We start from the raw sequence: 26432 nt of genomic DNA, 5'->3' as shown, positions 1-26432 counted from the left end.
AAGGCCTGCCTGCGGCGAAGCATCGAAGTTGTCCAGAGGGACAAGCAGCCTGCTGATTGCGGCGGCGGACAGCCTCGTGCAATTGCTGCTTAAGCGACTGAGTCTAGTGAGTGACTCGGCGCGCAGCGCCTGCAGGATTAGCAGCATGTTTTTGTACCGAGAGGCCATGAGCGGCGGCGATCATCTTGCGTTCGGGGCGCACAGCTAATGGCCAAGCTTACTCTTGAAAAACTTGAACGCCACCTCTTCGCCGCAGCGGACATTCTTCGCGGCAAGATGGATGCGTCGGAGTTCAAGGAGTACATCTTCGGCATCTTGTTCCTGAAGAGATGCTCGGACGTGTTCGAGCAGCAGCGCGACAGAATCATAAAGGAGCAGCGCGCGCAGGGCCGGACGAACGAGGAGGCCCTCCAACGGGCCGATCACCCGTCTTCATATGACAAAACGTTCTTTGTCCCGACCGTCGCCCGATGGGGACGGCTGCTGCACGACGTCCATTCGAACGTCGCAAACGAGTTGAACAAGGCTCTGGCGGGCTTGGAAAACTCGAACCACCAAGCGCTATCTGGCGTCTTGGGCCACATCAATTTCGCCCGTAAAGTCGGCGAATCTGAAATCCCCGACGAGAAGCTGCGGCGGCTCATCAGCCACTTCAACAAGTACCGGCTTCTAGACGAGGATTTCGAGTTTCCAGACCTCCTCGGTGCTGCCTACGAGTATCTTATCAGCGAGTTCGCTGACTCGGCCGGCAAAAAGGCCGGCGAGTTCTACACCCCAAGAGGGGTCGTGCAGCTCATGGTGCGGATCCTCGACCCGCAGGGCGGTACGTCGCTCTATGATCCGACCTGTGGCAGTGGCGGCATGCTGAACCAGGGAAATGAACACGCCCTGCAGCACGGTGGGCCGCGGCTCCGCCTCTATGGACAAGAAGACAACGGGGCCGTCTGGGCGATTTGCCGGATGAACTTGCTGCTGCATGGCGTCCCTGACGCCGACATCCGGAACGGGGACACTCTGCTCGAACCGAAGCACATCGAGGACGGGCGCCTGATGCGCTTCGACCGCGTGATTGCCAATCCGCCGTTCAGCCAGAACTACACAAAGCGCGGCATCCAGTTTGGCGACCGCTTCCGCTTCGGCTGGTGCCCGACGACGGGCAAGAAGGCCGACCTGATGTTCGCGCAGCACATGCTGGGGAGCCTCAAGCAGAACGGAAAAATGGCGGTCGTGATGCCCCACGGCGTGCTGTTCCGCGGCGGGGAAGAGAAGAAGATCAGGATTGCCCTTCTCAAAGACGACTGCATCGAGGCGGTCATCGGTCTGCCTCAAAACCTCTTTTATGGAACCGGCATCCCGGCCTGTGTCCTGGTGATGCGCCATCCCGGCGGCAAGCGGGATGAGCGCAAGGGCAAGGTGCTTTTCGTCAACGCCGACCGCGAATATCGCGAAGGCCGTGCGCAGAACTTCATTGATCCGGAGCACATCGAGAAGATTGTCAGCGCGTATGATGCTTTCGCTGACGTGCCTGGATTCGCGTCCGTGGTCGACAACAAGAGCATCATTGAGGACGAAGCCGGAAACCTGAACATCCGTCGCTACGCCGACAGCAGCCCACCGCCAGAACCCCACGACGTGCGCGCACACCTTCATGGCGGTGTGCCAAAGCGTGAGATCGAAGCCATCCGCCCTCAGGCATTTGCGCAGGGCTTCGACGTCAGCGCGCCCTTCTCCGACCGCAATTCCGACTACGCCGAATTCGCTCCCGCCGTGGCGAAGCGGATCGACATCCGTGCATTGGTGGAATCGGATGCTGGCGTGGCCGCCCGGGCCGGAGAGATGCTGGGTGCCTTTGATGTCTGGTGGGCATTGGCGCAGACAGGTTTGGCAGACCTACCAAAAACCAAGCGCCTCATGCCGCTGCGGCGGGCGCTGCTCGACAGTTTCGAGCCGGCGATGCTGCCGGTGGGCTGCGTCGATCGCTATGCGCTGATGGGCGCCATCGCGGGCTGGTGGGACGAAATCCGCTATGAGCTGCGAGTCATCGTTGAGAACGGGTTCGCCGAACTTGTCGATGGCTGGGTTGAAACGCTGCGCTCCGCGCTCGAAGACGAAGAGGCCGATGACGACGAAGACAGCGACGTCAAGAAAACCGTGAAGGTGACGATGGAGGAGTTGCTCGCTCATCCCTTTGTGCGGCACCGGATGGCCGATTATGTCACTCAACTGTCTGCGGCGCAGGCCGAAGTGGAACGCATTAAGGCCGAGAAGGAAGCCTGGGAAACCGGCGACGGCGTCGAAGGCGCCGAGGACTGGATGGACGGGGCCGACGAAAGCGCCACGTTGCCCAAGGTGCTGGAGAAGCGCCGCAAGGAACTGCGTGCCGAGATGGGCGAGGATGACAGGCGCCGCAAGGAACTGGTGAAGACCACGCCAGCCGGAAAGCCGTCCAAGGGCTCCATCGACTGGATGCGGGCGCAAGGCATGGACGTGCGGGAATTCGAGGCCGAGCTTGCCGACCTTAATCGCCGTCTTGCGCCGCTGGTCGAGGACGCAGAGACCATTGATGTCATGCTCGCCCCCTATGAGGCGATCAAGGAGGAGCTGAAAGCGGCGCGCGCAACGCTGCGGCGGCTGAAGGCGGCTTTCGTCGAGCGTCTGACCGCCGCGCGGGCCGAGCTCGACGACGACGATTGCCGCAAACTGGTGCTCGCCATCGACCGCGAACGGCTATTCGACCGGCTGGAGCGTGCCCGTGCGCGTCGCGTCGCTGTCTTGGTGACCAACCTCAACCGTCTCTGGGACAAGTATCGGGTCAGCCTCAAGCATATCGAACGACGAAGGGCCGATGCGACAACGCGGCTCGACAGCTACCTGAAGGAACTCAGGTATGCCTGAAACTGCGTTGCCAATTCATTGGACACTTAAGCCGCTCGGCGCGCTCTGCAATCTGACCAATGGATTTGCATTCAAGCCCTCAGACTGGAGCTCCGAGGGTACCCCTATTATCCGCATTCAGAACCTGAACGGAGGAAAAGAATTTAATTTCTTCAAGGGATCATTTGTTCCGGAGAAGTATATTGTTGCAAACGGAAGTCTATTATTCTCGTGGTCTGGTAATCGGGGGACGTCGTTTGGGCCATTTATCTGGAAGGGCCTCGACGGATACGTCAACCAGCATATTTTCAAAGTCGAGTCTGTCGGTTCGACAAATGTTCGTTGGCTCTACTACGCCTTGGATCGGGTCCGCATTATGGCCGAGCGTGATGCTCACGGCGGGTCCGGATTGGTACACGTAAAACGCAGTGATTTTGTCAAATACTTGGTGGAGTGCCCTCCGCCGTGCCAGCAAGAACTGATCGCAGACATTCTCGATGCGATCGACGATGCGATCCTCGAGGCCGACGCGCTCATCGAGAAATTACGCACAGTCCACGTCGGCATGATCGACGATCTGCTTATGCGCGGTCTGGCAGACGATCGCTCACCCCGCGTGCCGTCTGCGCTCGTGGAGACGGCGGTCGGTCCGCGCCCGGCGAAATGGAAAATCGCGAATTTGGGGCGCTTCGTCGTGGGGGCAGAGTATGGCACCAACCTCTCGTTGGGCGACAGCAGCGCAGGCATTCCCGTTCTGCGGATGAACAACATCCAGGACGGCGAGTTTGATCTGTCCGATTTGAAATACGCGCCGGCTCATGCGGTCGAGCGATTCCGGGTGCAGCGCGACGATGTCCTGTTCAACCGCACCAACAGCTGGGAGCATGTGGGCAAGGCCGCCATCTGGCGGCAGGACGAACCTGGTCCCGCCTTCGCTTCCTACCTCGTGCGCCTTCATTGTGGCGACGAACTGCTGCCCGAGTTCCTTCACCTCTGGCTGAACTGGGCGCCAGTCCAGCGTGCCATCCGTCAGTTCGCGACGCCGGGCGTCCAGCAGGTCAACATCAATCCGACGAACTTGCGGCGGGCGTTGATTGCGGTGCCGGACACCTTGGACGAGCAGCGCGCCATCATCGCACGCGTGAATGGTGTTTCCACGGCTATTGAGGATCACTGTCGTGAGCGCGCCAAGCTGGCGTCGCTTCGCGAAGGGTTGCGTGATGACCTTCTGACGGGCCGTCAGCAGGTCGTGGCCATTCGAGAGGCCGCCGAATGAGCCAGCTGGACCGCCTGGACGAGTTGAACGCCGTTGAGCGCCCTTTGCTGCGCCAGTTGGGCGCGATGGGCTGGCGCCATATCGAAGGCGCCGACGAAGAGCCGGGCTGCGGCCGTAAGGACTTTCATCTGCTCGGCCGCAGCGATTTTCAGCAGACGCTGCTACGTGACCGGCTTGAGGCCGCACTGCGCCGCCTGAACCGCAACGACGATGGTTCTGAGTGGCTGGACCACCGCCGCATCATCCAGGCGATCTCGCAGCTCGAACGACCGACCGCGAGGGATTTCCTCGCGATCAACGAGGAGCTGCACGACAAGATCGTGCGCGGCGTGAATGTCTCGGGCCTCAACGGCGAACATGAGCGGCGCGTGCGCTTCGTCGGCTTCGAGCCGGACGACGAGAACGAGTTCGTCGCGGTGAACCAGTTCCGCGTGGATCCGCCCGGCGCCAGCGGCGTGTCCGGGTTCATAGTGCCGGATGTCGTGCTGTTCGTGAACGGCTTGCCATTGGTGGTCATCGAGGCCAAGAGCCCCGCCGTCACAGACCCCATCGCCACTGCGATCGACCAGATGCGCCGCTACGCCAATCGCCGCGTTCCCGAGAAGAATGAGGGCGCGGAGCGGCTGTTCTGGACAAACCAGCTTCTGGTCGCCACCGACTATTACGCTGCCCGTGTCGGCTCCGTCACGGCTCGGCCTGACGAGTTCTTGCCGTGGCGGTCAGTCAAGCCAATCGGCATCGAGGACACGCGCGCTGCAAACGATGAGGTCTGCCGCGAGATCGGCAAGGCGCTCGGCACCGAACTGGTGCAGCAGGAAGTGCTCGCCGCGGGTCTTCTTCGGCCAGCGTACCTACTCGACGCGATGCGCTCGTTCACCGTTTACATGACGACGGACGATGGTATGCGGATCAAGGTCGTGCCGCGCTATCAGCAATTCCGTTCGGTACACATTGCGCTGCAGCGCCTGCGCGAGGGCAAGACTCGCCGCCAGGATGGCATGACGGATCGGCGGGGCGGCATCATCTGGCACACCCAGGGCTCGGGGAAGAGCCTGACCATGGTGTTCCTGGTCAAGAAGCTGCGGACAGTCCCGGAGCTTCGGCGGTTCAAGGTGATCGTGGTCACTGACCGGACTGATCTCGAGGACCAGTTGTCGAAAACGGCGAAGCTCGCCGGTCAGGTCATGCGGGTGGCGCGGAACGCCGATGGCGCGAAAACGCATCTGTGCCGTCAGGAACCAGACCTGGTGTTCGTGATGATCCAGAAGCTGCAAGAACGGAACGGCGGCGGTGACGAGCAGGAAATCGTGTTCGCTGCCGAGAACAATGAGCGTCAGTACACGAAGAGTGATGCGCTTCTTCCCGCTAAGCCCGATCAGCTGCGTTTGGGCAAGCTGGTCGCAAAGATCGGCGAGCGGCCAGCCTTCCCGGTCTTGAACGAGAGCGAGGACGTTCTGGTCCTTATCGACGAGGCGCACCGCTCGCACACGAGTGGGCTCCACCAGAACCTTTTGGACGCTCTGCCGAACGCTGCGCGGATCGGGTTCACCGGAACGCCGATCGAGGAGAAGAGCAAGAAGAAGACGAGGGAGATTTTCGGCAGTTACATCGATCGTTACCTCCTCCGGGACGCTGAGGCTGACGGCGCAATCGTGAAGATCCTGTACGAGGGACGCGAACTCAAAGCCGATGTGACCGACAAGGGCACGCTGGATGGGTTGTTCGATGCCACGTTCGCCGGAAAGTCGTCCGAGGAGCGGGAGGCGATCAAGGACCGCTATGCGACGCGCGCGCGCGTTTTGAATGCCGCCGACCCGCTGAAGGCCAAGGCGATCGATGTGCTCCGGCACTACATCGTCAACATCCTTCCCAATGACCTGAAGGCGCAGCTCGTCGCCCCCAGCCGGGAACTGGCGGTCCAGTACGTCGAAGCGCTGAACGATGCCCGCGACGAGATCGTTGCCGCCGTTGAGGGCTCCGCGGAGATCTTGAAGGACATTGCACCTGAGGATACGCAGGAAGCCGGTGGGGACGTGGCGTTCCTGGCTACCGCGTTGCCTTACCTGGGCACGATAAGGGCACTTGAGTTTGCCGCTGTTATCTCGGTGGACCACAACGATCTGCCTCACCTGAAGGCTTGGGGCGGCGCGACCGAGACAAAGCAACGGATCGAACGCTTCAAGAAGCCGCTTTCACGCGATGGGCTCGCGATCCTTGTTGTGAAGAGCAAGCTGCTCACTGGCTTCGACGCGAAGGTCGAACAGGCGATGTATCTGGACCGCGCCATCGCGGGCGCCGAGCTGCTGCAGGCCATCGCCCGCACCAACCGCACGGCCGGTGAAGCGAAGCGGTTTGGCATTGTTGTTGACTACTATGGGGTTGGAAAGAACCTGGCAGACGCGCTGGCTCTCTATGACTCCGAAGATCAAAGCGATCTGACAGGCGGCATCGGCAAACCTGACGACCTGCTTCCTGAGCTTCGCCAAGCCCGCGATGCAGCGGTTAAGCACTTTGCCGATGTCGGCATAACCCTTGGTGCTGATCTGCAGGCCTATGTCGATGCGTGCGTCGGGAAGCTCAAGGATCAGAAGTTTCGGGCGCAGTTTCTGGTTCTGGTGAAGAGCCTCATCGGCTTGTTCGACACGTTGATGCCACGCCCCGAGGCAAGGCCGTTTACCAAGGACGTCAAGATTTTCGCCTTTATCGCCAAGGCTGCGGCGAACCTCTACCGGGACGGCACGCTTGATGTGCGTGGGGTGGCGCACAAGGTTCAAGCCATGCTCGATGCCTTCATCCAGGCGCATGGCATCGATCCAAAGATTCCGCCGATCGAAATCCTCGATCCAAACTTTGCTGCGGAGGTTTCGAGCAAGAAGACCGATCGTGCCAAGGCGTCCGAGATGGAGAATGCTCTTCGTCACCACATTTCGATTTCGTTCGAAAAGGATCCGGCGAAGTTCAAGAGCCTGAGCGAGAGGCTTGAAGGCATACTGACCAGTCATCAACAAGACTGGAACGAGATCGCAAGGCAGCTTCAGAAGCTTATCGATGAGGCCTTGGCGGCGTCATCCGCGTCAGCCGTGTATCACGGGCTCGACCCTTACACAGAGGGACCGATCTTCGGCATTGTGAGGATGCGATACGGGAATGGCGACCGGGACACCGAGCTTGCGGAACTGGCTTCGGAAATCGTTCAGCACCTGCGGCAGGAGAGTGCCGTAGCCGGCTTTTGGGACAATTCAGTCGGGCAAGAGGAAGCAAGACGTTGGGTTTTTCGTCAACTCGACAGTAGCAACTTGTTCCCATTCGCCGAGTTAGATGCAATCGCCGCTGATTGCATGGGGGTTGCGCGGGCAAACCGTGCAGCATTCACGTCATGAACGAAACTATTCGTCTCGAGGACCTCACCCTCCAAGTAAAGCGTAGCGAGCGCCGAAAAACTGTTGGCCTAACGGTGGGGCGCGACGCATCAATTGTCGCTCACATCCCGAAAGATGCCGATATCCACCAGGCCACCGAACTGATAAAAACAAAGCTGGTCTGGGTTCACCAGAAGCTCGCTGCCCATAAAGAGACGCGTGGCGAGGATGTATTCCGTCGCCCAGAATTCGTCGATGGTGAGGGCTTCTACTTCCTCGGCAAACATTATCGACTGAAACTGGTCGATGTAGACCCCTCCGGGTCGCCCACCCCCACAATTCGCTTCGACGGCGATCGGCTGTTGTTCCGACGAGAACAAGTGGCCGCGGGCGAGAAGCGCATAGCCGAGCATTACACGCGGACGGCTCACCCTTACTTGAATGACACGATGCACAGGTGGAAGAAGATCGTAGAGGTCGATCCTGTAAGATATGTAAAAATCATGGACTTGGGTTTCAGGTGGGCTTCCTGCAGCGCCGATGGAACGATTAATTTTCATTGGCGGATAATGCAGCTACCGCCGCAGGTAATCGACTACGTTGCTGTGCATGAATTGACGCACCTCAAAGTTCCCGATCATTCGCCGGCGTTTTGGCACGAAGTGAGCCGTGTGCTTCCGAACTACCAAACGCATCGCAAATGGCTGCGCGACAGGGGTGGAGAACTTTAGGGGGTTGAAATGGATACTGTTGCAGGCGCGCGTGAGTTTGCGGCATTCTTCCACTTTGTTCACGACGGGTGTGTGGGAAAGTTTCAGGCCTTCGGAACACATCGGCGCGCCGGTGTTAAGCATTTCGAGGCGAAATAGGCGAGGCCGGACAAAGCAGAGATCTCCCAGATGCCTACCCACATTACTGCTCGCCTCGCTTGGCACACGGACGGATGGAACGGTGCGATCTGCAAAACCCCGGAGAAGAACACCTATTGCGTCGGGTGCAAGTCCTTCCCCGGCGATGTCATAGCGCGGGAGCGCGATCTTGAGGCGGAGAAGCGCCTGGCGGGGTGCTCGGGAGTCAAGCTGGACGGCTATGTGCCGCCGTGCAGCTACAGCTACAACGCCTTTGGTCGGGCTGAAGCACCAAGCGCGTCCAACCCGCCTGACTTCTTCTTCGACGGCGCGCGCCGGCACGAATGGACGTTGCCCCCCGCGACAGTGAGCGTGTGGCCCTACGAGGCGATGTACGCGGAAGAGGTGAAAGCGGAGGGTTATCTCGACAACAGCAAGCGCCGCGCGCTTACGCTGCAGTTCTTTCAGCCCATTGAGAAGGACTGCGGCGCCAATTTCATCTTCTACTATGCGAACTATTCCAACCCGCTCTCTGAGGAGGCTGCACCGCGCTATGTCCTAATCGGCGTCTCGCGCATCGTGAAGGTCGGTAAGGAGCTCTTCTACGAGAACGTCTCGGAGGATATTGCCAAACGCTACGCCGGCGGCATGATCTGGGCGCGCGACATAAGCGCGGCCTATCCTGATGAAGGTGTGCGGCTGCCCTACCACCGCTACCTCGACGAACCCGACCGCCTCGCCGAGATCGCGCTATTCCCCGAAAATCCGCTCATCTGCAAATACGGCTCTAAGCATCTTGCAGACGACGAAGCCATCGGCCTTCTGGAGCAGTTTCTCGCGAAGGTCCGGTTTCTGCGCGACATCGGGGACGAAAGCGAGAACTGGAACGCCCGGGAGGCCTGGCTTCTCTCAACGATCAGCGAGCTCTGGCGCCATCGGGGTCTTTATCCCGGTCTCCTCAAGTCGCTGAAGGTGGCCGGGGCGACTCCGCTCATCGATGGCGTGAAGCAGCTCGCCGTTCAGGAAGGGCAGGAGCGCGCGCGAGCCGCCGCCTTCGAATTTCTGGAAACTGGAAAGGACAGCGTCCTCACTGCTGGCCTGGACGCAGCGGAGCGCAAGAAGATCGCACGGAGCTGGATGCTGCTGGAAGATGGTCCCCGCCTTCTCCTGCGCGATGTGCTGCCGCGCCTGGATTTGACACCGGAAGTGATGGACGCCGTTGCCTCGGAACGCCGTGGCGATTCCGGCATCGCCGCATCCGCCGAGGAAATCGTGGCGAATCCATACCTGATTGCCGAAATGTATTGCGGGACTGACGCCAGCGACCGCGTGCCGTGGAGTGCAATCGACCGCGGTGTGTTGCCGTCACCGGAGATTGGCGGAAAGCCCCTTGCCGGTGTTGAATTCAATGACGAGCGCCGCTTCCGCGCACTCTGCGTCGAACATTTGCGCCGCGAACCGAAGCACAGCTTTCGCTTCGCCAAGGATCTGCTGGTTGAGATTGCGCAGCGCATGGACCGGCTGCCGACTTGGAAGCAGGCGGAGTTCAGCGAACGTTACTTCACGGTGGATGCCGATTTTCTTTCGGGCGCGCTCGCTCTGCGACCAACAGGCCTTGGCCTCGCCGTCTATCTTAAATCCGTATTCGAGGATGAGCGCCTCCTTGAAGCAACGTTGAACGAACTGGTGTCGCGGCCCGAGATCGATTTACGACGCCCCGTCACGGCGGCGGACTGGTCGTCATGGGTGTTCAAATCCGATAGCCCGCTTGCGAGCAAGGCGAGTGCCGACTACGCGGACGCAACCCGTGAACAGGGCGAGGTCTGCGAGCGTCTGTTTCGCCTTCCGGTTTCCGTCGTCACCGGGCCGGCAGGCACCGGGAAGACCACGGTCATCGAAGCGCTCATCCGTGGGGTACGCCGCGCGGATGGGGAGGGCGCGGCCGTGTTGGTGTTGGCGCCGACCGGGAAAGCAGCAGACCGCGCCAGGGAGGTTTTCGAGAAAGCGTCGCTACAGCGCGTGGAGACGGTCACCGTCCATTCGTTCCTCGCCGCTAACGGCTGGCTCAACGGCAATCTGACCCTCAAGCGCCGTGGCGGCAAGAAGGCGGCCGTGGGGACACTGCTTCTCGATGAAGCCTCGATGCTCGACCTGGAGCTCGCAGCGGCGCTCTTTCGCGCGGTTGACTGGCAGCATATCCGGCGGCTGATCCTAGTAGGCGATCCGGGTCAGTTGCCGCCCATCGGGCGCGGGCGCGTCTTTGCCGACGTGATCCGATGGATGTCGGCCGCGCATCCTGCCAATCTTGGACGTCTAAGCAGGAACCTGCGGCAATTGCTGAACAAGGTCCGTGGCGAAGGAACGGCCATCGTCGCACTTTCGGAGCTCTTCATCGTCGACGATGAAGACAAAAGTATCGATGGCACGGACAGCGCGACACGCCCCGATCAGGAGGCGCTCATCGCACGCATTCATGCCGGCGGAGCGGTCGACCGAGACCTCGACGTGATCTATTGGGACGAGCCCGAGCAACTCGCCGAGATCCTGATCTCAGCCATGGAATCGGGGATGACGAAGGGTGCCGCTCCCGATGAGCGGCAACCCTATCAAATCTGGCGAAACGCCCTTGGCGACGATCCGACCACTTTCCAGATTTTGACGCCGCACCGCGGAGAGTTGCACGGTGTCGAGGCACTCAATGAAGTATGCCAAAGTCGCATTTCGAGTTTCATCATCGAGCGGATCGGCACGGTCGATGGAATCACCCTTTCCGACAAGGTTATTCAAGTTCGCAATCGGCCGAAGTCCGACCCGATCTGGGGTTACGATGCGGCAACACGAAAGAAGCTGAAGGTGGAGGTCTTTAACGGTGAGATCGGCACCGTGCAGGCCTTTGGTTTTGAAAGCAGCAAACTCTGGGACAGAGTCAAATCGGGCTACGGACCTAGGCTACGGCGCTTCGCCGTGCGGTTTACGCGAAAGCCGGGGATCACAGTCGGCTATGGCAGGGATGTTCCTAACGACACGAACTACAAGCTGTCTGAGAGCGTCGAAGAGAATCTGGAGCTGGCCTATGCCGTTTCCATTCACAAGGCGCAAGGCAGCGAGTTCGCGCATACTTTCGTGATCATTCCATCCAGCACCAAGCGCGCGGTCTCCGCCGAGCTCGTTTATACGGCGCTTACGCGGGCGAGCCGTCACTGCACACTACTCCTACAGCGGGACGTCGCGAGCCTTTTAGATGCACGCCGTCGTGAGAACGCGCAGACACCGCAAATCAACTCTTTCCTTTTCACACTCCATGGCGCGAACGAGCCCCTTGCCCATCGTCGCGGCTGGTACGAAGCGGGCAAGATTCATGAGGCTCTGAGCGGTCACATGCTCCGATCCAAGTCGGAGGTGATCATCGCCAACCTGCTCCATGAGCGGAATATCCCGTTCTGCTACGAGCAGCCCCTGTTTGCAGGCGACGGGACGATCAGGCTTCCTGATTTTACGATTACTTGGGCAGGTAAGACTTACTATTGGGAGCATCTAGGTCGGCTTGACCTCACCAACTATGCGGAAGAGTGGAAGGAGAAGCGCGCTTGGTACGAACACTGGTTCCCCAGTCAGCTCGTGACGACGGAAGAGGGGCCGACGCTGAGCAGCGCGGCCGCTGACCTCATCGCAAGTATCACCATGCGAATCGATGCCTAAGTTTCGCTATGGTCAGAATCGAAGCGGCAACTGCGCGTGCCCCCGAACCGCCTGCGCCACGACCTTCATCGCCTCGCGCGACAGGGCATCGTCGGGACGGGTGCTAGTGCAGCGCACCGTCGAGCGGTCGATCCTCAAGGCCAAGCACGCCCGACGCTGGGGCTGGAGGCGCGCCTGCCGGACAGCAGCAATCTTGGCGCTGTAGCCAGAGATAGCTCGCTCAGACTATCGGCTACTCACGCCTTCTTGGATGAGCCGGCGCTGTCTTCGGCGAACTCACGAAATCCAGTAAGCGACTTAGAGACGGATCCAGCTGCCGATCATCGAGGTGTAGCCCCCGAGGTAAGCCGGTACCTGCTGGCAAGTCCAATTTGCTTATCCAACCGACAAATTCTGCCCGCAGGTTGAAGTGGCGGCTGGCCCAGCCCCGTGCCACTCCTTCGCAAAACCAATAGGGAGACTCCCCATTAGGCACGTCGAGGCGGACCTTCGCGTAAACGTCGGCCCCCTGAGCCGCCGGGACTGTCAGACCCTTTCGATGTACTTTGACGTCAATGGTCCACTCACCAGCGCAGTAGTCATAGCCTCCATCACCGCCACCATGAGGATGGAAATGGGGCTTCCGCCGTAAATACTGGTTCCGGCCCTGCTTGGCTGATAGCCAGTTGAAACTGGATTTGAAGCCGATCTCGCCGAGAGATCCAACAAGCGCTTTGGAAAACGGGAGCTTATTTTCTTCGCGCTGCGACAGTCTTTTGGCAAAGTCGACGGCACGCCGGTACTCCCAATAATCAATTCTCGGCATAGACAGTCCACGTGCGATAGCGCTTGGACGGCAGGATCCGAAATGCATCTTTCGATCGCGATAAATCCCATTGGAGAAATGCACACGTCTCGTTAGGGTAAGGTTGGCGATGCGCAGCGGCCTACGGGAACCGCTTGGAGATGAGAGCTTTGGCGCGCGCCTTGGCCTGATCAATCTGGGCATCGACCTCATCAAGGTTATCCAGCTCAATCTGGAGCCGCTCAGGTGTGAGCTGGCCGTCAGGAGGCAGATCCAGGTTGAGTCGCCTTATGAAGTAATAAGCGAGGCATGCCGGCATCTCGATGTCTCGCCGGCCCTTCGTCATGCCGAAGTCCTTTTCAATGGCACTTCGCTGCTGATCAGAGAGGCCGCGATGCGGTCGCAGGTGCAGTACGACCTTGGTATGCCACGCGGCATCGTCTCCAGGGTCGTACTCCACGCTCGACGTCGCACCGAATTCATCCATCCTAGAGAGGACGAAATCTCGGAACTCCAGATTCTCGCAGCACCAGGCGCGGACATGCCATCGAAACCCGTCATGGGCCAGCGCATGGGGGGCGATCACGCGCCTGCGTGAACTGGTCAAGGATTGATAGCGAATCTCAATGGCCTCCCGATCACGCATGACCCGCAGGATGGAACGCAGGCAATCTGCCGGGATGTCACGCGCGATGTCCGGCGCGATCGCAACGTCAGGAATGTCTTTGAACCAGATGTCGTTGCGCGGAATGACGCCGGACAGAAAGGCGCGCAGTTGCAAGAGCAGACGGTCCGCCGAGGGCTTGAGGAAGTGCGGTAGGAACTTCGTCGCCGGTCGATAGCCGCGAGCGGTTTGCTCCATGTTGTCTGGCACCAACTCGCGATAGCGCCGCAGGTCGACCGACGCTTGCGGGGTCGAAATGTCGAAGGTGCTTTCGAGGTCGTTCCGGATGACGCGGCCCTCCCAGAACATCTTCCATTCCAGGAATTCCATGCGTCGCTGATGCGTCCAAGAGGGACGGTCGCCTGCTTCACTCATTCTCTACCCCTATCAACTCTTGACCCGTATCAGATTTATAGCCCTATAATGTCAATGCGGGTCTGATTCACAGTCCGCCGTTTTGCCGCGATGAGCAAGGCAAAGCGTAGGTCCCGATCGACAAAGAGGTGAATGGCTATGGCCACGAATTCAGGAAAAGGTTTCCGGCACGGCGCGGTGACGGGGCGTACCCAGTTGCAGCGTTCGGATGGACTCTTCCAGAAGCGCAATGAGCGCAATGGCGAGTTCATGGAGGTCAAGCAAACCCCGGGCAAGTTCAAAGGGATCGCGCGGGAGCCGGATGGCCGTGACACCAAGAACTCGTGATCACTCGTCATAAGCGACGCGGTGCATGGAGGGCAAAGTCGGCGATCGGGCCTTAAGTGCAGCGATCGCCGATGATCCCGACAGGCGATTTTGCTCCTCATCGGATTGCAAGAGGGTGCGAATATGAAATCGAGGATTGAAGGCAGCTGGACGGGCTGGAGCGGAGATACCGTCGTCAAACTCGTGGACGGATCGGTGTGGCGCCAAGAGCAATACTACTATCGCTATCAGTACAAATATCGCCCGGCCGTCATCGTCGAAAGGAACATGATGCTAGTCGAGGGCATGCCCAAGGCTGTGCGGGTGACGCGGATCGATTAGCGGAGACGCCGCGTTTTGCGCTGAGCCCTGCGGCAACGGCTAATCGGGTCGTGAAAGACGGCCGAACGATGGAGTAGGGGGGTAAGTTGCAGCTTTACTTTGGACTTCAGGCGGATAGTCGGACCTACCCGGATACGGTAACGCCGATCGGGGGCGTCGATGTCGCCCTTGTGGGACCCGCTGGTCTGGTCGCGACGCTGGAGGCTCAAATTGGCCTACTCGGCCCGGTTGCCTCACGAGCGACCCGCATCGCGGCCTATCTGAGCAAGCTGCGTGCTGCTGGAGGCAAGCCGCGCTTCTGGCGTGACTCATTTTCAAAGGATGCCTGGTCGACCGCCGCGGCGGTTCTGACGTGGCGCGATGCGCTCGTCGCCGGCGGCTGGACGACTGGTCCCACAGGCTCTTCCCGCATTGACGATCTAGCTGCCGCCGAGGCCGCCGGTTCAGCGCTTCCTCTTGGTCTTGTTGACCGCGCGGTGATGGTAACCGCAGCCGTCGCGCTCCGCCCGGGCCTCAGAGTTTCGAGGCTCGTCCTTTTGGAGGCGAGGGAAGCGCTGCCGCGACAATGGGCTGGCCTTGTCAATGTGCTGGAGAAAGCCGGGGTCTCTATTGAAGAGCAGCCATCTTCTTCGTCCGGTGTGGACGGAACGGACTTGCGGCGAGTGCAGTTGGCCCTGTCGGGTGGCGAGATTGAACCTCTTGCGGGTGACGGCAGCTTCGTCATGCTTGAGGCCGACACCGAGCTGATGGCGGCTGAAGCCATTGCCGACTGGCTCGCCGCGACGCCTGCAGAGGAGGTGGGCGAGACCGTTATTCTCTCGGGTGATGGAGATACCGCGCTGTTGGACAAAGCCTTGCGGTCGCGTGGTCTGCCGGCCTTGGGGCTTTCCCGCCCGTCGCCTTGGCGCGGGGCGCTGCAGCTGATGGCGATGGCATTCGCAGTGGCTTGGCGGCCATTGGATGCGAAGGCCTTGCTGAGCCTTTTGATGTTGCCGCGGCCGCCCATGCCGCGGTTTGCGGCCACCCGGCTCGCGCGTGCGCTGACCTCCGAGCCGGGCCTGGACGGGCGGGCCTGGCAATTGGCCTGGGATGATATCCGGGCGCGGGCCGAGGTGATGTGCGTCGACGACGGTCCGCGGGCTCCCGCGAAGGCGCTGGCCTTGGTGGAGAAGTGGCGTAGCTGGACGCGTGGAGCCCGCTTCGATCGGGACGATGGCATGCCCGTGGAAGAGGTTCGGCAGATCGCCGGGAGGGTCGCGGCCTGGGCGGTCGAGGTCGATGCCGGCGCGGGAGATTCGCTGCTGCTGGCGGTGGCTGGCGCGGCGGGTGTGCTCGTCGAGGCGGTCGAGCGCCTTGATCTGGACCGGGTGCCGGCGTTGCTGCTGGAGCGGATCATCGGACAGGTCCTGGCGGACGGCGTTCGCAATCCGGCGCACGGTCCCGAAGCTGGCGAGCTGCGCGGCGTTCAGGCGCCAGGCTCGATCTGGGGCGAAGTCCCCCGACTTATTTGGTGGAGTTTCACAGGGCCCGGCGAGCGCCCGACGTTGCTGCCCTGGAGCCGAGCGGAAATCGCGAGCCTGGAGAAGGGGGGAGTGTTTCTGGAGGAGCCTGCGGTCACTGCGGGCCAAATCACCGCGCGCTACTCGCAGGTACTGCAGCGGGTCTCCGGTCAGACGATCCTAGTTCGACCGGCGCTGGCCAGGAGCGAGCAGACGATTGCGCATCCTCTTTCCCATCAGCTGCGGCCTATCCTGAAGGATGCGAGCGCGGAAGTGTTCGTCCGTGCCGAGCGCTTGTTGCGCGAACCTGAGGTTCTGCTCGCCAGGCGCCGGCTGGTTCGACAGGAGAAGCAGACGACGAGCCCTCCCTTGGGTCGTGCGGCTTGGGACGTGCCGGAACAGGCTCTTCGGCGTTTGGAGGCGCGGCGTGAGAGCGCCTCTTCGCTGAGGCGGCTGCTCACCTGCCAAATGGCCTGGATGCTACAGGATGTCATCGGCCTTCGTTCCGGGACATTCGCCGAGATCCCGGGGCCGGATCAGCTGTTCGGCAATCTGGCGCATGAAATTGCCCGCCGCCTGCTGAGGCCGGGCGCGCCTCCGCCGGAAGCGACAGTTCGTGCGGCTGCAGGGCACCTTTTCGAGGAGCTGCTGCCGCAAATGGCCGCGCCACTGCAGCGGCGGGAGTTTGCAGGCGAGCTTGCAACAGCGCGGGACCTGGTCCCTGCGGCGCTCGAAGCTCTCGTTCGACTCATGCATGAACGCGGGCTGGAGATTGTCGGAACTGAACTCGACCGCGTTGGCGCCGTTGGGGATCTTGCCCTGCACGGCCGCATCGACCTTGCCGTGCGTCAGGGCGTCCGCCCGGCGATCCTGGATTTGAAGTGGACGCGTTCCGAGCGGCGTTACCGAAAAGAGATCGTCGATGGCGACGCGGTGCAGCTCGCTATCTATCACGCGCTTGGCAGTGAAGGTGGCGTCGGGGCGGACGGAGCTTATTTCCTCCTGCGCCAGCGCCGCGTGCTGGCGGGGACGGGCTCGAATTTGTCGAATGAGCCCCTGGAGAGCGCGCGCGACAATGCGGAGACGCTGCGGCTGGTGGAGTCCGATTGGTCGGTCTGGCGGGAACTCACTCGAAACGGGACCTTGCTCGCCGCTGGTGTCGAGGGAGCTGCGGAACAGCGTCCGGTTCAGTTGGCCTTCCCGCCGGCTGAGAAGCCCTGTCAGTTTTGTGAGCTCACCGGCCTATGCCGTGTTCATGTGGAGATGGTGTGATGCCGGGGAAGCTTCAGGCCATCACCGCGGCGGCAGGTGCCGGCAAGACGACGCGCATCGTTGGCGATATCGCCAATGAAGTGTCGAAGCGCTCGCCGGAAAGCATTCTGGCAACGACCTTCACCATCAAGGCGGCGGATGAGCTAGTGGAGCGCGCCCGTGCCGAGCTGTTTCGTAGAGGGCAGTATGAGGCGGCCGCCCGCCTACTCGGTGCCCGCTTCGGCACCGTGAATGCCGTCTGCGGTCAGATTGTCAGCGAGTTCGCGCTCGACCTGGGACGCTCGCCCGCAACCGCAGTCATCGGCGAGACAAACGAGGCGCTGAGCTTCTCGATAGCGGCGGATGTTGCGATCGCCGCACACGCGCCGATCCTCAACAGGATTGCCGACCTATTCGGCGACAACGATCCTCGCCCGCCGCACAAGGAAAGGCCCGACTGGCGGAAGACGGTGCGCTCGATCGTAACCCTGGCGCGGGCCAACGGTATCGGCCCAGACGAGCTTCGCCACTCGGCGGAGCGTTCGATCGAGAGCTTTCTGGAGCTACTACCTCGGACCACATCGACCAGCGAAGCACTCGATGTCGGCCTGGTTGCCGCGATCGCACGCGCGGTTGATCTTTGCCCGACAAATCCGAGCGCAAGCGGGCGTCCTGACGCCGAGGCGCTACGATCGGTTCACCAGCGCATAAGCCGCGGTGAGCCGATGTCATGGTCGCAGTGGGCGAAGCTGACGAGGCTCAAATGCGCGCCGACCAAGGATGGCAAGGTCTATGAGGAGGCCTTGGCAGATGTGATGGCTCGGGCAGGTCAACATTCGAGCCATCCTCGGCTGCGCGAGGATGCCGAACTCTTCATTCGCACCATCTTCACCTGCGCCGCCGATGCCCTGGAGGCCTATCAGAACTGGAAGGCGGAGCGAGGCTTAGTCGATTTCACTGACCAGGAGGCGCTTGCGCTGAAGGTTCTCTCGAACCCGGTCTTGGCGGAACGGGTTCGCGAACGCGTCGAGCGGGTGTTCGTGGATGAGTTTCAGGATTCAAGCCCGCTTCAGGTCGCGCTATTCAAGGCGCTGGGCGACATCGCGGAGGAGAGCACTTGGGTCGGTGATCCAAAGCAAGCGATTTACGGGTTTCGCGGCGCCGACACGGAGCTGACACAAGCGGCATTCGCCGGCGCGGGCGATGACACTGGAGACGTCCTGTCGGTTTCCTGGCGCAGCCGGCCGGGGATCATTGAATTCGCCAACGCATTGTTTGGCCCCTCGCTGGAACGAATGGGACTACAGGCTTCGCGGCACGCTTTTTCCCGGGCAGCCCGTTCCGACGTGGGTTTCGATCGGCATCCGCTGGCTTGGTGGCCGTTGATCGGCAAGGTAGAGGAGCAGGCGCAGGCTTTGGCCGAGGGCATCAAGGCTGCCCTCGAGGATGCCGATAACTGGCTGGTTGGCCTGGAGGGTGACGAACATAGGCCGCTGGGCGTGGGCGACATCGCGATCCTGTGCCGGAGCAACACGGATGTTTCGCGCTTTGCGACCGCACTGAGCCGCGCTGGTCTACCTGTCGCGGTAGAGCGGCCGGGTCTCGCGAGAACACCGCACGTAGAGTTCGTGCTCGCGGCATGTCGCTGGGTTGCCGACGCTGGCGACCGGCTTGCCTTGGCGGAACTGGCACGATTCTTTGCCGATGCCCCTGAATCAGCAGCGTGGCTGGAAGCCGCGGCAGATGATGCGCCGGACTCGGCCCTGCGAGCGCTTGTACCGGTGGCAGACGCGCTGGAGGCGCTGCGAGCGCAGGTTCTGAACCTGACGCCTACTGAGCTGGTCGACGCCGTACTAGCGCGCCCGGAGGTGATCGGTCGTATCGAAGCATGGGGCGACCACGCCGTTCGGCTCGATGATCTCGAGGCGCTTCGCGGCTTCGCGGCTGACTATCAGGCCGAATGCATAGCTTCGGGCTCATCGGCAACTCTTCAAGGCTTGCTGCTTGCGGTCCTGAGCAATGATCCGAAGCGGCCGCCAAGTCTCGCGGCCGATGCCATCCAGGTGATGACTTATCATGGCGCCAAAGGCCTGGAATGGCCGATGACGGTCCTGACCGGCCTGCATTTTGAGCCGCGATCTCGGTTGTTCGAGCCGGTGGCCGAGATGGAAGGGGCAATCGACTGGAGCGAGCCACTTCGTGGCCGTTGGATCCGCTACTGGCCCTGGCCGTATGGCCTCGCGGGGCAGGGGAGCACGCTGGAGGTGACCGCTTCCAACTCGGTCTATGGTCGGGCTGCCGGGCAGAGAGCAGTGAATGAGGAAACGCGCCTCCTCTATGTCGGCGTGACCCGGGCTCGGGACTATCTCGTGTTCGCGCCATCGGCGAAGGCGCCGCTCAATTGGCTCAAGGTGCTGGACGCGCCCGACGCCGGGCCCCACCTGCGACCGCCATCCGAGGACGACGGCCAGATCGATGTCGGTGCTTACACGTTCGCGGCTGATGTTCGGCCTTTGGCAGCAAGCAACGCTGATGATGAGCGCTTTCCGCTTCCGACCTTCATTCGACCCACGCCGAACGAAAGCGCAGCAGCGCCGCCGCTCTATTTGCGCCCAAGCGCGGCAACGGGTGGCGTGTGGTCTGTAGTGGAACGCATTGATCTGGGCGGCCGTCTGCCGATTGATGGGGTTTCGAACATGGCGACTCTCGGCGAGGCCCTACACGCAATCCTGGCTTACGACGATCCTGCGCGGGAGCCAGCTATTCGGCTTGCCGATGCTCAAGCCACGCTCGACCGTTGGAGCGTGCCGGGCTTCAATGCGCGCGATGCGTTGACCGCTTCAGATCGCCTTCACGGCATACTGGCGGCTCGCTGGCCTGGCGCGATTTTGCGGCGGGAGGCTCCAGTTTCGGCACGGATCGGCCAGCAGCTGGTTCAGGGACGCATTGACCTGCTGATTGAAACGAGTTCGACGTCAGCGATCGTCGACCACAAGAGCTTCCCGGGGCGGGCGGATCTTTGGGAGACGCGGGCGCTTCAGCATGCCCCGCAGATCGGGCTGTACGCGGAAGCGATCGAGGCAGCTTCCGGCCGTTCGTGCGGGGAGTTGTTTGTGCATATGCCGGTTGTCGGAGCGCTTATCCGTGTGGCTCGGGCATAACGAGGTGCAATGCTCTCTGCTTTAGCTGTCACGGCTTCGGCAACTAGCCGACCACGCTACGCATTTCAGCACAGCTGTGGGAGCGAGGCCCGCTCCGGCTCTGGTACGGCGAGCAGGAGGAGCACTTTCCCTAAACGTAGGGTTGTATAAGCTCGTTTTGGTAGCACAGAATCAGGGAGAGCGTATGTCTAGCAGTGGTAATGCCGGTGGAGACGATGAACCGCTGCGCCCAGAGGCTCGCCCTGTCGCAATCCCTTCCGGCTCTGGCTCTGGCTCTGGTTCTGGCGGAGGCGTGGCTTCGCCGTGTAACATTGTCGAACGAACAAAAATAAACTCTCCGGACGCAACTGTCGCGGCCACTCTTCGGCCTAACGATGTTTTGTATCTAGACTATGAGGTAGGGCCTCCTAAGCGACTGCTTGTAAAAAATGCACGCGGTTTAACGCTTGGCGCAATCACTTCGCAGTCAATGCCTCAGCTTATCCAGTGTGTCATCAGCGGGGTGCAGTATAACGTCGTTATCCTGTCTATCGCAGGTGGACTCATCGATGTTCAGGTACAGCCCGCGTGACAAAGTTCGTCGTCGCTGGGGGAGTGTATCGCGAACGTTGCGCGTGGCCGTTTTGGGATCAAGTGTATGGCTCCGGCGGGCGCGCTGCTGCTGCGGTTGCGGAAATGGCCGCTCCCGTTACGCTTCGGGCATATGCCACACCGGAGGTTGGGCAGCATTTCCAAGCATATGCCGACATGTACGGATTCGACTTTGTTCCAGATTCGGCCCCGCAAAGAATAACATTCGACTACGTCCACCCACTGTCTGTGCCAGTGATTAGGCCCGCTTTGGTCCAGATCACAGCGCTTCCACCGCTATCTGCCGAAGGGGATGTCGTGCTCCGGTTTGGGATGCTTGAGGGCACAGCGGTCGTATCTGCGCACACCTGCATTTACGACCCTCAATCTGCCTTCTCACCAGAGCGCTTCAGCGCCAATGGGAGTCGAGCCGAGCGCTTGGCTGTGGTTGCGAACCGAAGCGAGATCCAGGCTATGGGTGGGGCAGGGGACATTGGAGCCGCGGCCCGTGCAATCATTGCCGCGGAGAATGCAGAGGTTGTGGTCGTCAAATGTGGTGCTGACGGAGCGGTAATCGTCTGTCCCGATGGTGCTAACTATAGCGTGCCCGCCTACCGTTCTGATGGTGCTTTTACCATAGGTAGCGGCGATGTCTTCGCTGCTGTATTCGCAGCCTCTTGGGGTGTGCAAGGAAAAAGCCCAGCTGAGGCGGCTCATCTGGCGTCCCTCGCGGTCTCTGAATACGTCGGAAGCCGCGCGCTTCCGTCGCGGCAACCCGAGCAGCTAGCTGCTTCAACGAGCATCAAACTCGTAGCGCAACCTGGCGAGGTCTATCTGGCCGGCCCGTTTTTCAGCATGTCACAGCGCTGGCTGATCGAGGAGGCTAGGCGTTGCCTGGCAGAAGTCGGAATGACAGTCTTGTCGCCATTCCACGACATTGGACCTGGGCCGGCAGGTGAGGTGGCACCCGCTGACATTGCCGCGCTTCAGAAATGCGACGTCGTATTCGCGGTCCTCGAAGGGTTGGACAGCGGAACGTTATTTGAAGTCGGGTATGCCCGAGCCATTGGCAAGCCGGTCTATGGCTTCGCGCAAACCGTTGCCTACGAAGACCTCAAAATGGTGATCGGGACAGGCTGCATCGTGCATTCGGATTTTACGACGGCAATCCATCATCTGGCGTGGCGAGCATGAAGACCGCGCTTCTTTTGTCTGGCGGAATGGACTCGATCGCTATCGCGTTCTGGAAACGACCCGAGATCGCCGTCACGGTGGACTACGGCCAGGTTCCTGCTCCTGCGGAAGTTAGGGCCGCTGCAGCTGTCTGCGCACAGCTCAACATCCAGCACATTGTGGTGCGTTCCGACCTCTCCGCCCTGGGCAGCGGTGATATGGCGGGCCGGCCGGAGATCGACGTCGCACCGCTGCCGGAATGGTGGCCATTCCGGAACCAGATGCTGGTGACGCTTGCAGCCATGGCGACGCTTTCCCACAAGGTGACCCACTTAATGATCGGGACGCTCAAGACGGATGGGCAGCATGTGGATGGTCAACCCGGTTTTATTGATCGATTGGACCAGCTTTTGAACTTTCAGGAAGGCAGCATGCGTTTGTTCGCTCCTGCGATCGCGCTAACGGCCGAGGAACTCATCCGAACCTCAAACGTCCCCGCAGAGATCCTAGGATGGGCTCACTCATGCCACCGCTCTGATTTTGCCTGCGGAGAGTGCGGGGGGTGTCGGAAGCATTACCGTACGATGGAAGCCGTCGGGTTGGGCGCCTACTGACTTAGCCATATGAAGGAAGATGCTGGCCAACCCGTCCCTCGCGAAGCGCCTGTCGCATTTTCAGAGCTCGCTTGGCCGGCAGCAAGCAGCTTTCCGCTGGGGAATTTTGTTGCCCCACCGATCGTCGATTTTGCCTCGGTTCTGGAAGCAAGGCGCTCGATCAGAGCACTGAGCAGGGCCCCCTTCAGAGAGGTCTGCAATCTCGTCAACTTCGTATGCGGCGAACGGCAGTCCTGGGGCAGAGAGCTGCACCGTTCTCGCCGAACAGCCGCGTCCGCAGGGGCGCTGCATCCGGTTGAAACCCTCATTGCTTCGACGAAGGGCAGGGGCCGGATCTTTCGCTTTAACGCCAGTTTGCGAACGATGGAGCTACTTCGGCTGCACTCTGCCGAGCTGGCCACCGAAGTGCTCGGACAGGCACGGCAAATCCTGCCGCAAGCGGCAGGGGACTTCCTCGTACTTGTCGTCGACCCGACAAAGACGGGAGCTGCCTACGAAGCGGCGAGCTCCCTGGCGTGGCGGGACGGAGGTGCCCTGATGCAAACGTTGCATCTGGCCGCGACAGCCTACCGGCTCGGCTTCTGCCCGATCGGAGCAACCGGTCACGACCTCGTGGAAGCCATCTTTGGCCCGGGCTCGCGATTGCAGGCGCTGGGAATGGCTGCGGTAGGGCGACCTGCGTAGGGGATTGACGCCCCGGCGTTTCGGCCGCTGGGTCAAGCTCGTTCCCGAGCGCGAAACGCCGGATGCCCTTTCGAACCGACCAGGCCGCAGCCGCAGTTGAGGTTCGGCCGATTTGGTCAGGCGTGCTGGAGAAGCCGCATATGCTGCCACATTAGCGCGTCCAAGAGCGATGCGGGTGCCCTGATCGCTTCAGCAAACCGCAGAAACTTGGATTCCAGCGATGGATAATCCCGCTGGGGTGTTTCGCCTTTCGAGAACAGGCCCAGAAACTGCCCGGCTCGAACAATATGGACATCCAAGACGGCCACGCTATCGGAATCCCTATAGTTTCTGACCACCCATGAAGCCGTCTTCGGGCCAATGCCCGGCAGGCCAGTAAGCGCATCGCGGAGTTCGATATCGGACAGAGAGCCTGCGTCGATCTGGGCGAGGCCTGCTAGGCAGCCTGCGAGATATCGAGCCTTCTGCTGCGGGAAGCGATAGCGAACGGAACGGCCTTGGACGGTCATCGGTTCGCTCAAGACGCGTTCGAGAGCCGCTGCTCCCACGTTCGGACGCAGCATTCCGAGATTTCGGATCCTCCGATAAGCGGCTAACCCGATCTCGGCCTTCATGCCATAACCGCCCAGCAAGCACGCCGCGACCTCTTCGGTCAGGGAGCGTCCCAGTTTGAGTCGGCTGTAGTGGTCATGCTCGCGCGCCTGCCAAGCTTGGCCGTGCCAATAAGCCGCGGTGAAAAGTTCCTCGAAACGGCCCCACCGAATTCCCGGCATGAGCCACTCGTCTGGCCGCGGCATTTCGAGCACCAAGGAGCGGTCGCCCACAAGCGTGTGCATCGTTTGCATCGTCTGCTCTCTTGCAATCGCATCTTCGGATCGAGTTATATGCGTTATTATGCATCTAACAAATGAACAATGTCCGATAGCAATTCTCTCGATGAGCTGGTCCGATTGGGGCGGATAAGGGGGTTGGCGCAAGCCGACCTGGCGGTGAAGTTGCGCATAAGTCAGGGGCACTTTTCGAAGCTAGCTAACGGCTTGCATTTGCCGAGCGCCAAACTTCACCAGCGAATTGCTGATCTGACGAGAGAGCTTGCGGGCTCAGATTCGGGGTGGATTGGCGCTGTTGAGCGAGCCGCATCGCAATCAGCGGACTTCCGGGATGCGGTCAACGCATTGCTTCGAATTATGCGTTCTAATGCATCCTAGGAGAGGGCCTCACTTCCCTTGGGAATTCCGCTAAGCGCATGGCCAAAAATGTGCCTGTCAAAAAGTGACAGGGCGAAATGCGTTCATTAACGCGATACAGATTTAATTCTGCGAAGCATCGGCGAGGCATTGCTAAAATCGCCGCCTTTGATTCATATCGTGTTCCGCGACTCGGGAGAACGTCATGGCATACGCAGCAGTCCTCGAAGCCTTCAAAATGGCTGAGAAGCAGTCTGGAACGTATCGCGAGGCGCTGAAGCTGCGCGCGCAGCGCGAGGCGGAGAAGGCTGCGAATTCTGCGGTGAAGGACACTTCGCACGCGAAAAGCGGGAAAGAGATCGCGGGCCGCCGTTGACGCGATCTGTCTATTCCGAAAACGACCAGAAGCGGGAATATGAAGACGGAGCGCACTCCGATCCGTGGCGTTCTGCGTACTCTCGCGATTACGGTCGCATAATCCATTCGGCTAGCTTCCGTCGCTTGCAAGGCAAGACCCAGGTCTTCCCTGGCCACGAGAGCGACTTTTTCCGAAGCCGCCTGACGCACAGTCTCGAGGTCGCACAGATCGCTGAGGGGATCGTCGAGCGTCTCAATCACGACCACGACTTCTTCAAGCAGCAACAGAATCGGATCGAGCCGCGCCTCGTGGCTGCTGCGTCACTCATTCATGATCTTGGTCATCCACCATTCGGGCATAATGGTGAGCGTGCGCTCGACGAAATGATGCTGAGCCATGGCGGCTTCGAAGGAAACGCTCAGACCCTGCGCATCGTCAGCCGGCTGGAGCGCAAGGTCATTGACGAGAACGAGAACTGCTACGGCTTGAATCTCGCCTATCGGACGCTGGCGGCGATTCTGAAGTATGATGAGATGATACCCGCCAAGCGACCGGAAGGATCAAAAGTCGCCAAGGGCTATTATGAGACCGAAACCGCTCTGGTTCAGAAAATAAAACAGGCGGTAGCCGGTGATCCGGCTTTTCGACCCGGAAAGTTCAAGACAGTCGAATGCGTGATCATGGATCTCGCCGATGACATCGCATACTCGACGTATGATTTGGAGGACTGTCTCAAAGCCGGGTTCCTGACACCTGCGGAGATTTTGGCGTCTGCAGATGGCTTGCTTTCACAAGTCGCCGAGAAAGTCGCAGAAGAGCTCGATTGCACCTTCTCGAAGGCCGAGGTCATGGCGGTTTTTCAGGATATTTTTGCTCCGCCAGAAATTCCTGAAGGGGCGGATTCCGACGCAAAATCTGAGCTCTACGTGGACTGGTACCGAAGCTCTCGGAACTTGGCCAATTCTTCGCATCTGAGAACGAAGCTATCGTCGGCCCTCGTCCACGAAGCTATCTTGGCCGTGGAGGTTGACCCGGACGAAGAATTTCCAATGTTGTCGAAGCCGAGGCTGTCGGGCGACCAGAGGAAAAAAGTCGAGGTTTTAAAGTGGTACACTCGACTTTCGACGATTTATTCGTCGCGAGTGAAGTTGGCCGAATACCGGGGCTTCGAGGTGGTCAAAAGTATCTTCGAGGCACTCGCTCATAAGAAGAACGGCGCACTTCTAATGCCTCTGGATGTCCGCACGCGGTACGAATCCGCCAAGGACGACGAGGCTTTGCGCATGCGCATCGTGTGCGACTTCGTTGCGGGCATGACCGACCGATACGCGCTGGAGTTTTATGGGAGGCTTGCTTCGGACAACCCTCAGAGCATGTGGAAGCCCATCTAGAGGTCCGAAAGCGGTGC

Annotated in this window: 16 protein-coding genes; 14 read left to right on the top strand and 2 right to left on the bottom strand. The window is 60.6% G+C overall.

What is annotated here, in order from left to right:
* The first annotated feature begins 207 nt into the window (after positions 1–207).
* The 5 genes from V7S63_RS25765 (at position 208) to V7S63_RS25745 (ending at position 12056) form a co-directional block, all read left to right on the top strand.
* Positions 208–2895, top strand: a complete 2688-nt coding sequence (locus V7S63_RS25765) for a type I restriction-modification system subunit M (RefSeq protein WP_336532368.1) — start codon at positions 208–210, stop codon at positions 2893–2895.
* Positions 2888–4150, top strand: a complete 1263-nt coding sequence (locus V7S63_RS25760; RefSeq protein ID WP_336532367.1) for a restriction endonuclease subunit S — start codon at positions 2888–2890, stop codon at positions 4148–4150. Before V7S63_RS25765 ends, V7S63_RS25760 begins: the two co-directional genes overlap by 8 nt.
* Positions 4147–7530 (top strand): type I restriction endonuclease subunit R, encoded by a 3384-nt coding sequence (locus V7S63_RS25755; protein ID WP_336532366.1) that lies wholly within the window; start codon positions 4147–4149, stop codon positions 7528–7530. Before V7S63_RS25760 ends, V7S63_RS25755 begins: the two co-directional genes overlap by 4 nt.
* A complete protein-coding gene (locus tag V7S63_RS25750; protein ID WP_336532365.1) occupies positions 7527–8240 on the top strand; it encodes a M48 family metallopeptidase in 714 nt (237 codons plus the stop codon). The genes V7S63_RS25755 and V7S63_RS25750 overlap by 4 nt, the downstream gene beginning before the upstream one ends.
* 168 nt (positions 8241–8408) lie before the next feature.
* A complete protein-coding gene (locus V7S63_RS25745; protein ID WP_336532364.1) occupies positions 8409–12056 on the top strand; it encodes an ATP-dependent DNA helicase in 3648 nt (1215 codons plus the stop codon).
* 926 nt (positions 12057–12982) lie between these two features.
* Here the strand turns inward: V7S63_RS25745 and V7S63_RS25740 are convergent.
* The gene (locus V7S63_RS25740; protein ID WP_336532363.1) at positions 12983–13879 is read right to left on the bottom strand and encodes a WYL domain-containing transcriptional regulator; all 897 of its coding nucleotides are present in this window, start codon (positions 13877–13879) and stop codon (positions 12983–12985) included.
* A gap of 138 nt (positions 13880–14017) precedes the next feature.
* Between V7S63_RS25740 and V7S63_RS25735 the strand changes: the two genes are divergently transcribed.
* The 7 genes from V7S63_RS25735 to V7S63_RS25705 all read left to right on the top strand — a co-directional run bounded on the left by V7S63_RS25735 (position 14018) and on the right by V7S63_RS25705 (position 23479).
* Positions 14018–14206, top strand: coding sequence for a hypothetical protein (locus V7S63_RS25735; RefSeq protein WP_336532362.1), 189 nt, complete (start codon positions 14018–14020; stop codon positions 14204–14206).
* A 123-nt stretch (positions 14207–14329) separates the two neighbouring features.
* Entirely contained in the window at positions 14330–14527 is a 198-nt protein-coding gene (locus V7S63_RS25730) for a hypothetical protein (RefSeq protein ID WP_336532361.1), read from the top strand.
* An 86-nt stretch (positions 14528–14613) separates the two neighbouring features.
* Positions 14614–17298, top strand: a complete 2685-nt coding sequence (locus V7S63_RS25725) for a PD-(D/E)XK nuclease family protein (RefSeq protein WP_336532360.1) — start codon at positions 14614–14616, stop codon at positions 17296–17298.
* Positions 17298–20438: a UvrD-helicase domain-containing protein gene (locus V7S63_RS25720; RefSeq protein ID WP_336532359.1), complete on the top strand. Its 3141-nt coding sequence runs from the start codon at positions 17298–17300 to the stop codon at positions 20436–20438. Before V7S63_RS25725 ends, V7S63_RS25720 begins: the two co-directional genes overlap by 1 nt.
* A gap of 747 nt (positions 20439–21185) precedes the next feature.
* On the top strand, positions 21186–22202 hold the full coding sequence (locus V7S63_RS25715; protein WP_336532358.1) for a PfkB family carbohydrate kinase: 1017 nt from the start codon (positions 21186–21188) through the stop codon (positions 22200–22202).
* A complete protein-coding gene (locus V7S63_RS25710; protein ID WP_336532357.1) occupies positions 22199–22795 on the top strand; it encodes a 7-cyano-7-deazaguanine synthase in 597 nt (198 codons plus the stop codon). The genes V7S63_RS25715 and V7S63_RS25710 overlap by 4 nt, the downstream gene beginning before the upstream one ends.
* A gap of 9 nt (positions 22796–22804) precedes the next feature.
* Positions 22805–23479 (top strand): nitroreductase family protein, encoded by a 675-nt coding sequence (locus V7S63_RS25705; protein ID WP_336532356.1) that lies wholly within the window; start codon positions 22805–22807, stop codon positions 23477–23479.
* A gap of 116 nt (positions 23480–23595) precedes the next feature.
* Here the strand turns inward: V7S63_RS25705 and V7S63_RS25700 are convergent, their stop codons facing one another.
* A complete protein-coding gene (locus tag V7S63_RS25700; RefSeq protein ID WP_336532355.1) occupies positions 23596–24324 on the bottom strand; it encodes an 8-oxoguanine DNA glycosylase in 729 nt (242 codons plus the stop codon).
* 580 nt (positions 24325–24904) lie between these two features.
* Between V7S63_RS25700 and V7S63_RS25695 the strand changes: the two genes are divergently transcribed.
* Together V7S63_RS25695 and dgt are read left to right on the top strand one after the other, a co-directional pair.
* On the top strand, positions 24905–25042 hold the full coding sequence (locus V7S63_RS25695) for a hypothetical protein (protein ID WP_336532354.1): 138 nt from the start codon (positions 24905–24907) through the stop codon (positions 25040–25042).
* A 125-nt stretch (positions 25043–25167) separates the two neighbouring features.
* Positions 25168–26415, top strand: a complete 1248-nt coding sequence (dgt, locus tag V7S63_RS25690) for a dGTP triphosphohydrolase (RefSeq protein ID WP_442896521.1) — start codon at positions 25168–25170, stop codon at positions 26413–26415.
* Positions 26416–26432 lie beyond the last annotated feature (17 nt).

Source organism: Allobosea sp. CCNWLY174 (assembly GCF_037120455.1).
Classification (GTDB): domain Bacteria; phylum Pseudomonadota; class Alphaproteobacteria; order Rhizobiales; family Beijerinckiaceae; genus Allobosea; species Allobosea lupini.
This window is presented reverse-complemented; position numbering and strand designations above follow the sequence as displayed.

Bases quoted from the DNA above. Each gene is read 5' to 3' on its own strand.
- V7S63_RS25765 (WP_336532368.1), top strand. From the start codon at position 208: ATGGCCAAGCTTACTCTTGAAAAACTTGAACGCCACCTCTTCGCCGCA.
- V7S63_RS25760 (WP_336532367.1), top strand. From the start codon at position 2,888: ATGCCTGAAACTGCGTTGCCAATTCATTGGACACTTAAGCCGCTCGGC.
- V7S63_RS25755 (WP_336532366.1), top strand. From the start codon at position 4,147: ATGAGCCAGCTGGACCGCCTGGACGAGTTGAACGCCGTTGAGCGCCCT.
- V7S63_RS25750 (WP_336532365.1), top strand. From the start codon at position 7,527: ATGAACGAAACTATTCGTCTCGAGGACCTCACCCTCCAAGTAAAGCGT.
- V7S63_RS25745 (WP_336532364.1), top strand. From the start codon at position 8,409: ATGCCTACCCACATTACTGCTCGCCTCGCTTGGCACACGGACGGATGG.
- V7S63_RS25740 (WP_336532363.1), bottom strand. From the start codon at position 13,879: ATGAGTGAAGCAGGCGACCGTCCCTCTTGGACGCATCAGCGACGCATG.
- V7S63_RS25735 (WP_336532362.1), top strand. From the start codon at position 14,018: ATGGCCACGAATTCAGGAAAAGGTTTCCGGCACGGCGCGGTGACGGGG.
- V7S63_RS25730 (WP_336532361.1), top strand. From the start codon at position 14,330: ATGAAATCGAGGATTGAAGGCAGCTGGACGGGCTGGAGCGGAGATACC.
- V7S63_RS25720 (WP_336532359.1), top strand. From the start codon at position 17,298: ATGCCGGGGAAGCTTCAGGCCATCACCGCGGCGGCAGGTGCCGGCAAG.
- V7S63_RS25715 (WP_336532358.1), top strand. From the start codon at position 21,186: ATGTACGGATTCGACTTTGTTCCAGATTCGGCCCCGCAAAGAATAACA.
- V7S63_RS25710 (WP_336532357.1), top strand. From the start codon at position 22,199: ATGAAGACCGCGCTTCTTTTGTCTGGCGGAATGGACTCGATCGCTATC.
- V7S63_RS25705 (WP_336532356.1), top strand. From the start codon at position 22,805: ATGAAGGAAGATGCTGGCCAACCCGTCCCTCGCGAAGCGCCTGTCGCA.
- V7S63_RS25700 (WP_336532355.1), bottom strand. From the start codon at position 24,324: ATGCAAACGATGCACACGCTTGTGGGCGACCGCTCCTTGGTGCTCGAA.
- V7S63_RS25695 (WP_336532354.1), top strand. From the start codon at position 24,905: ATGGCTGAGAAGCAGTCTGGAACGTATCGCGAGGCGCTGAAGCTGCGC.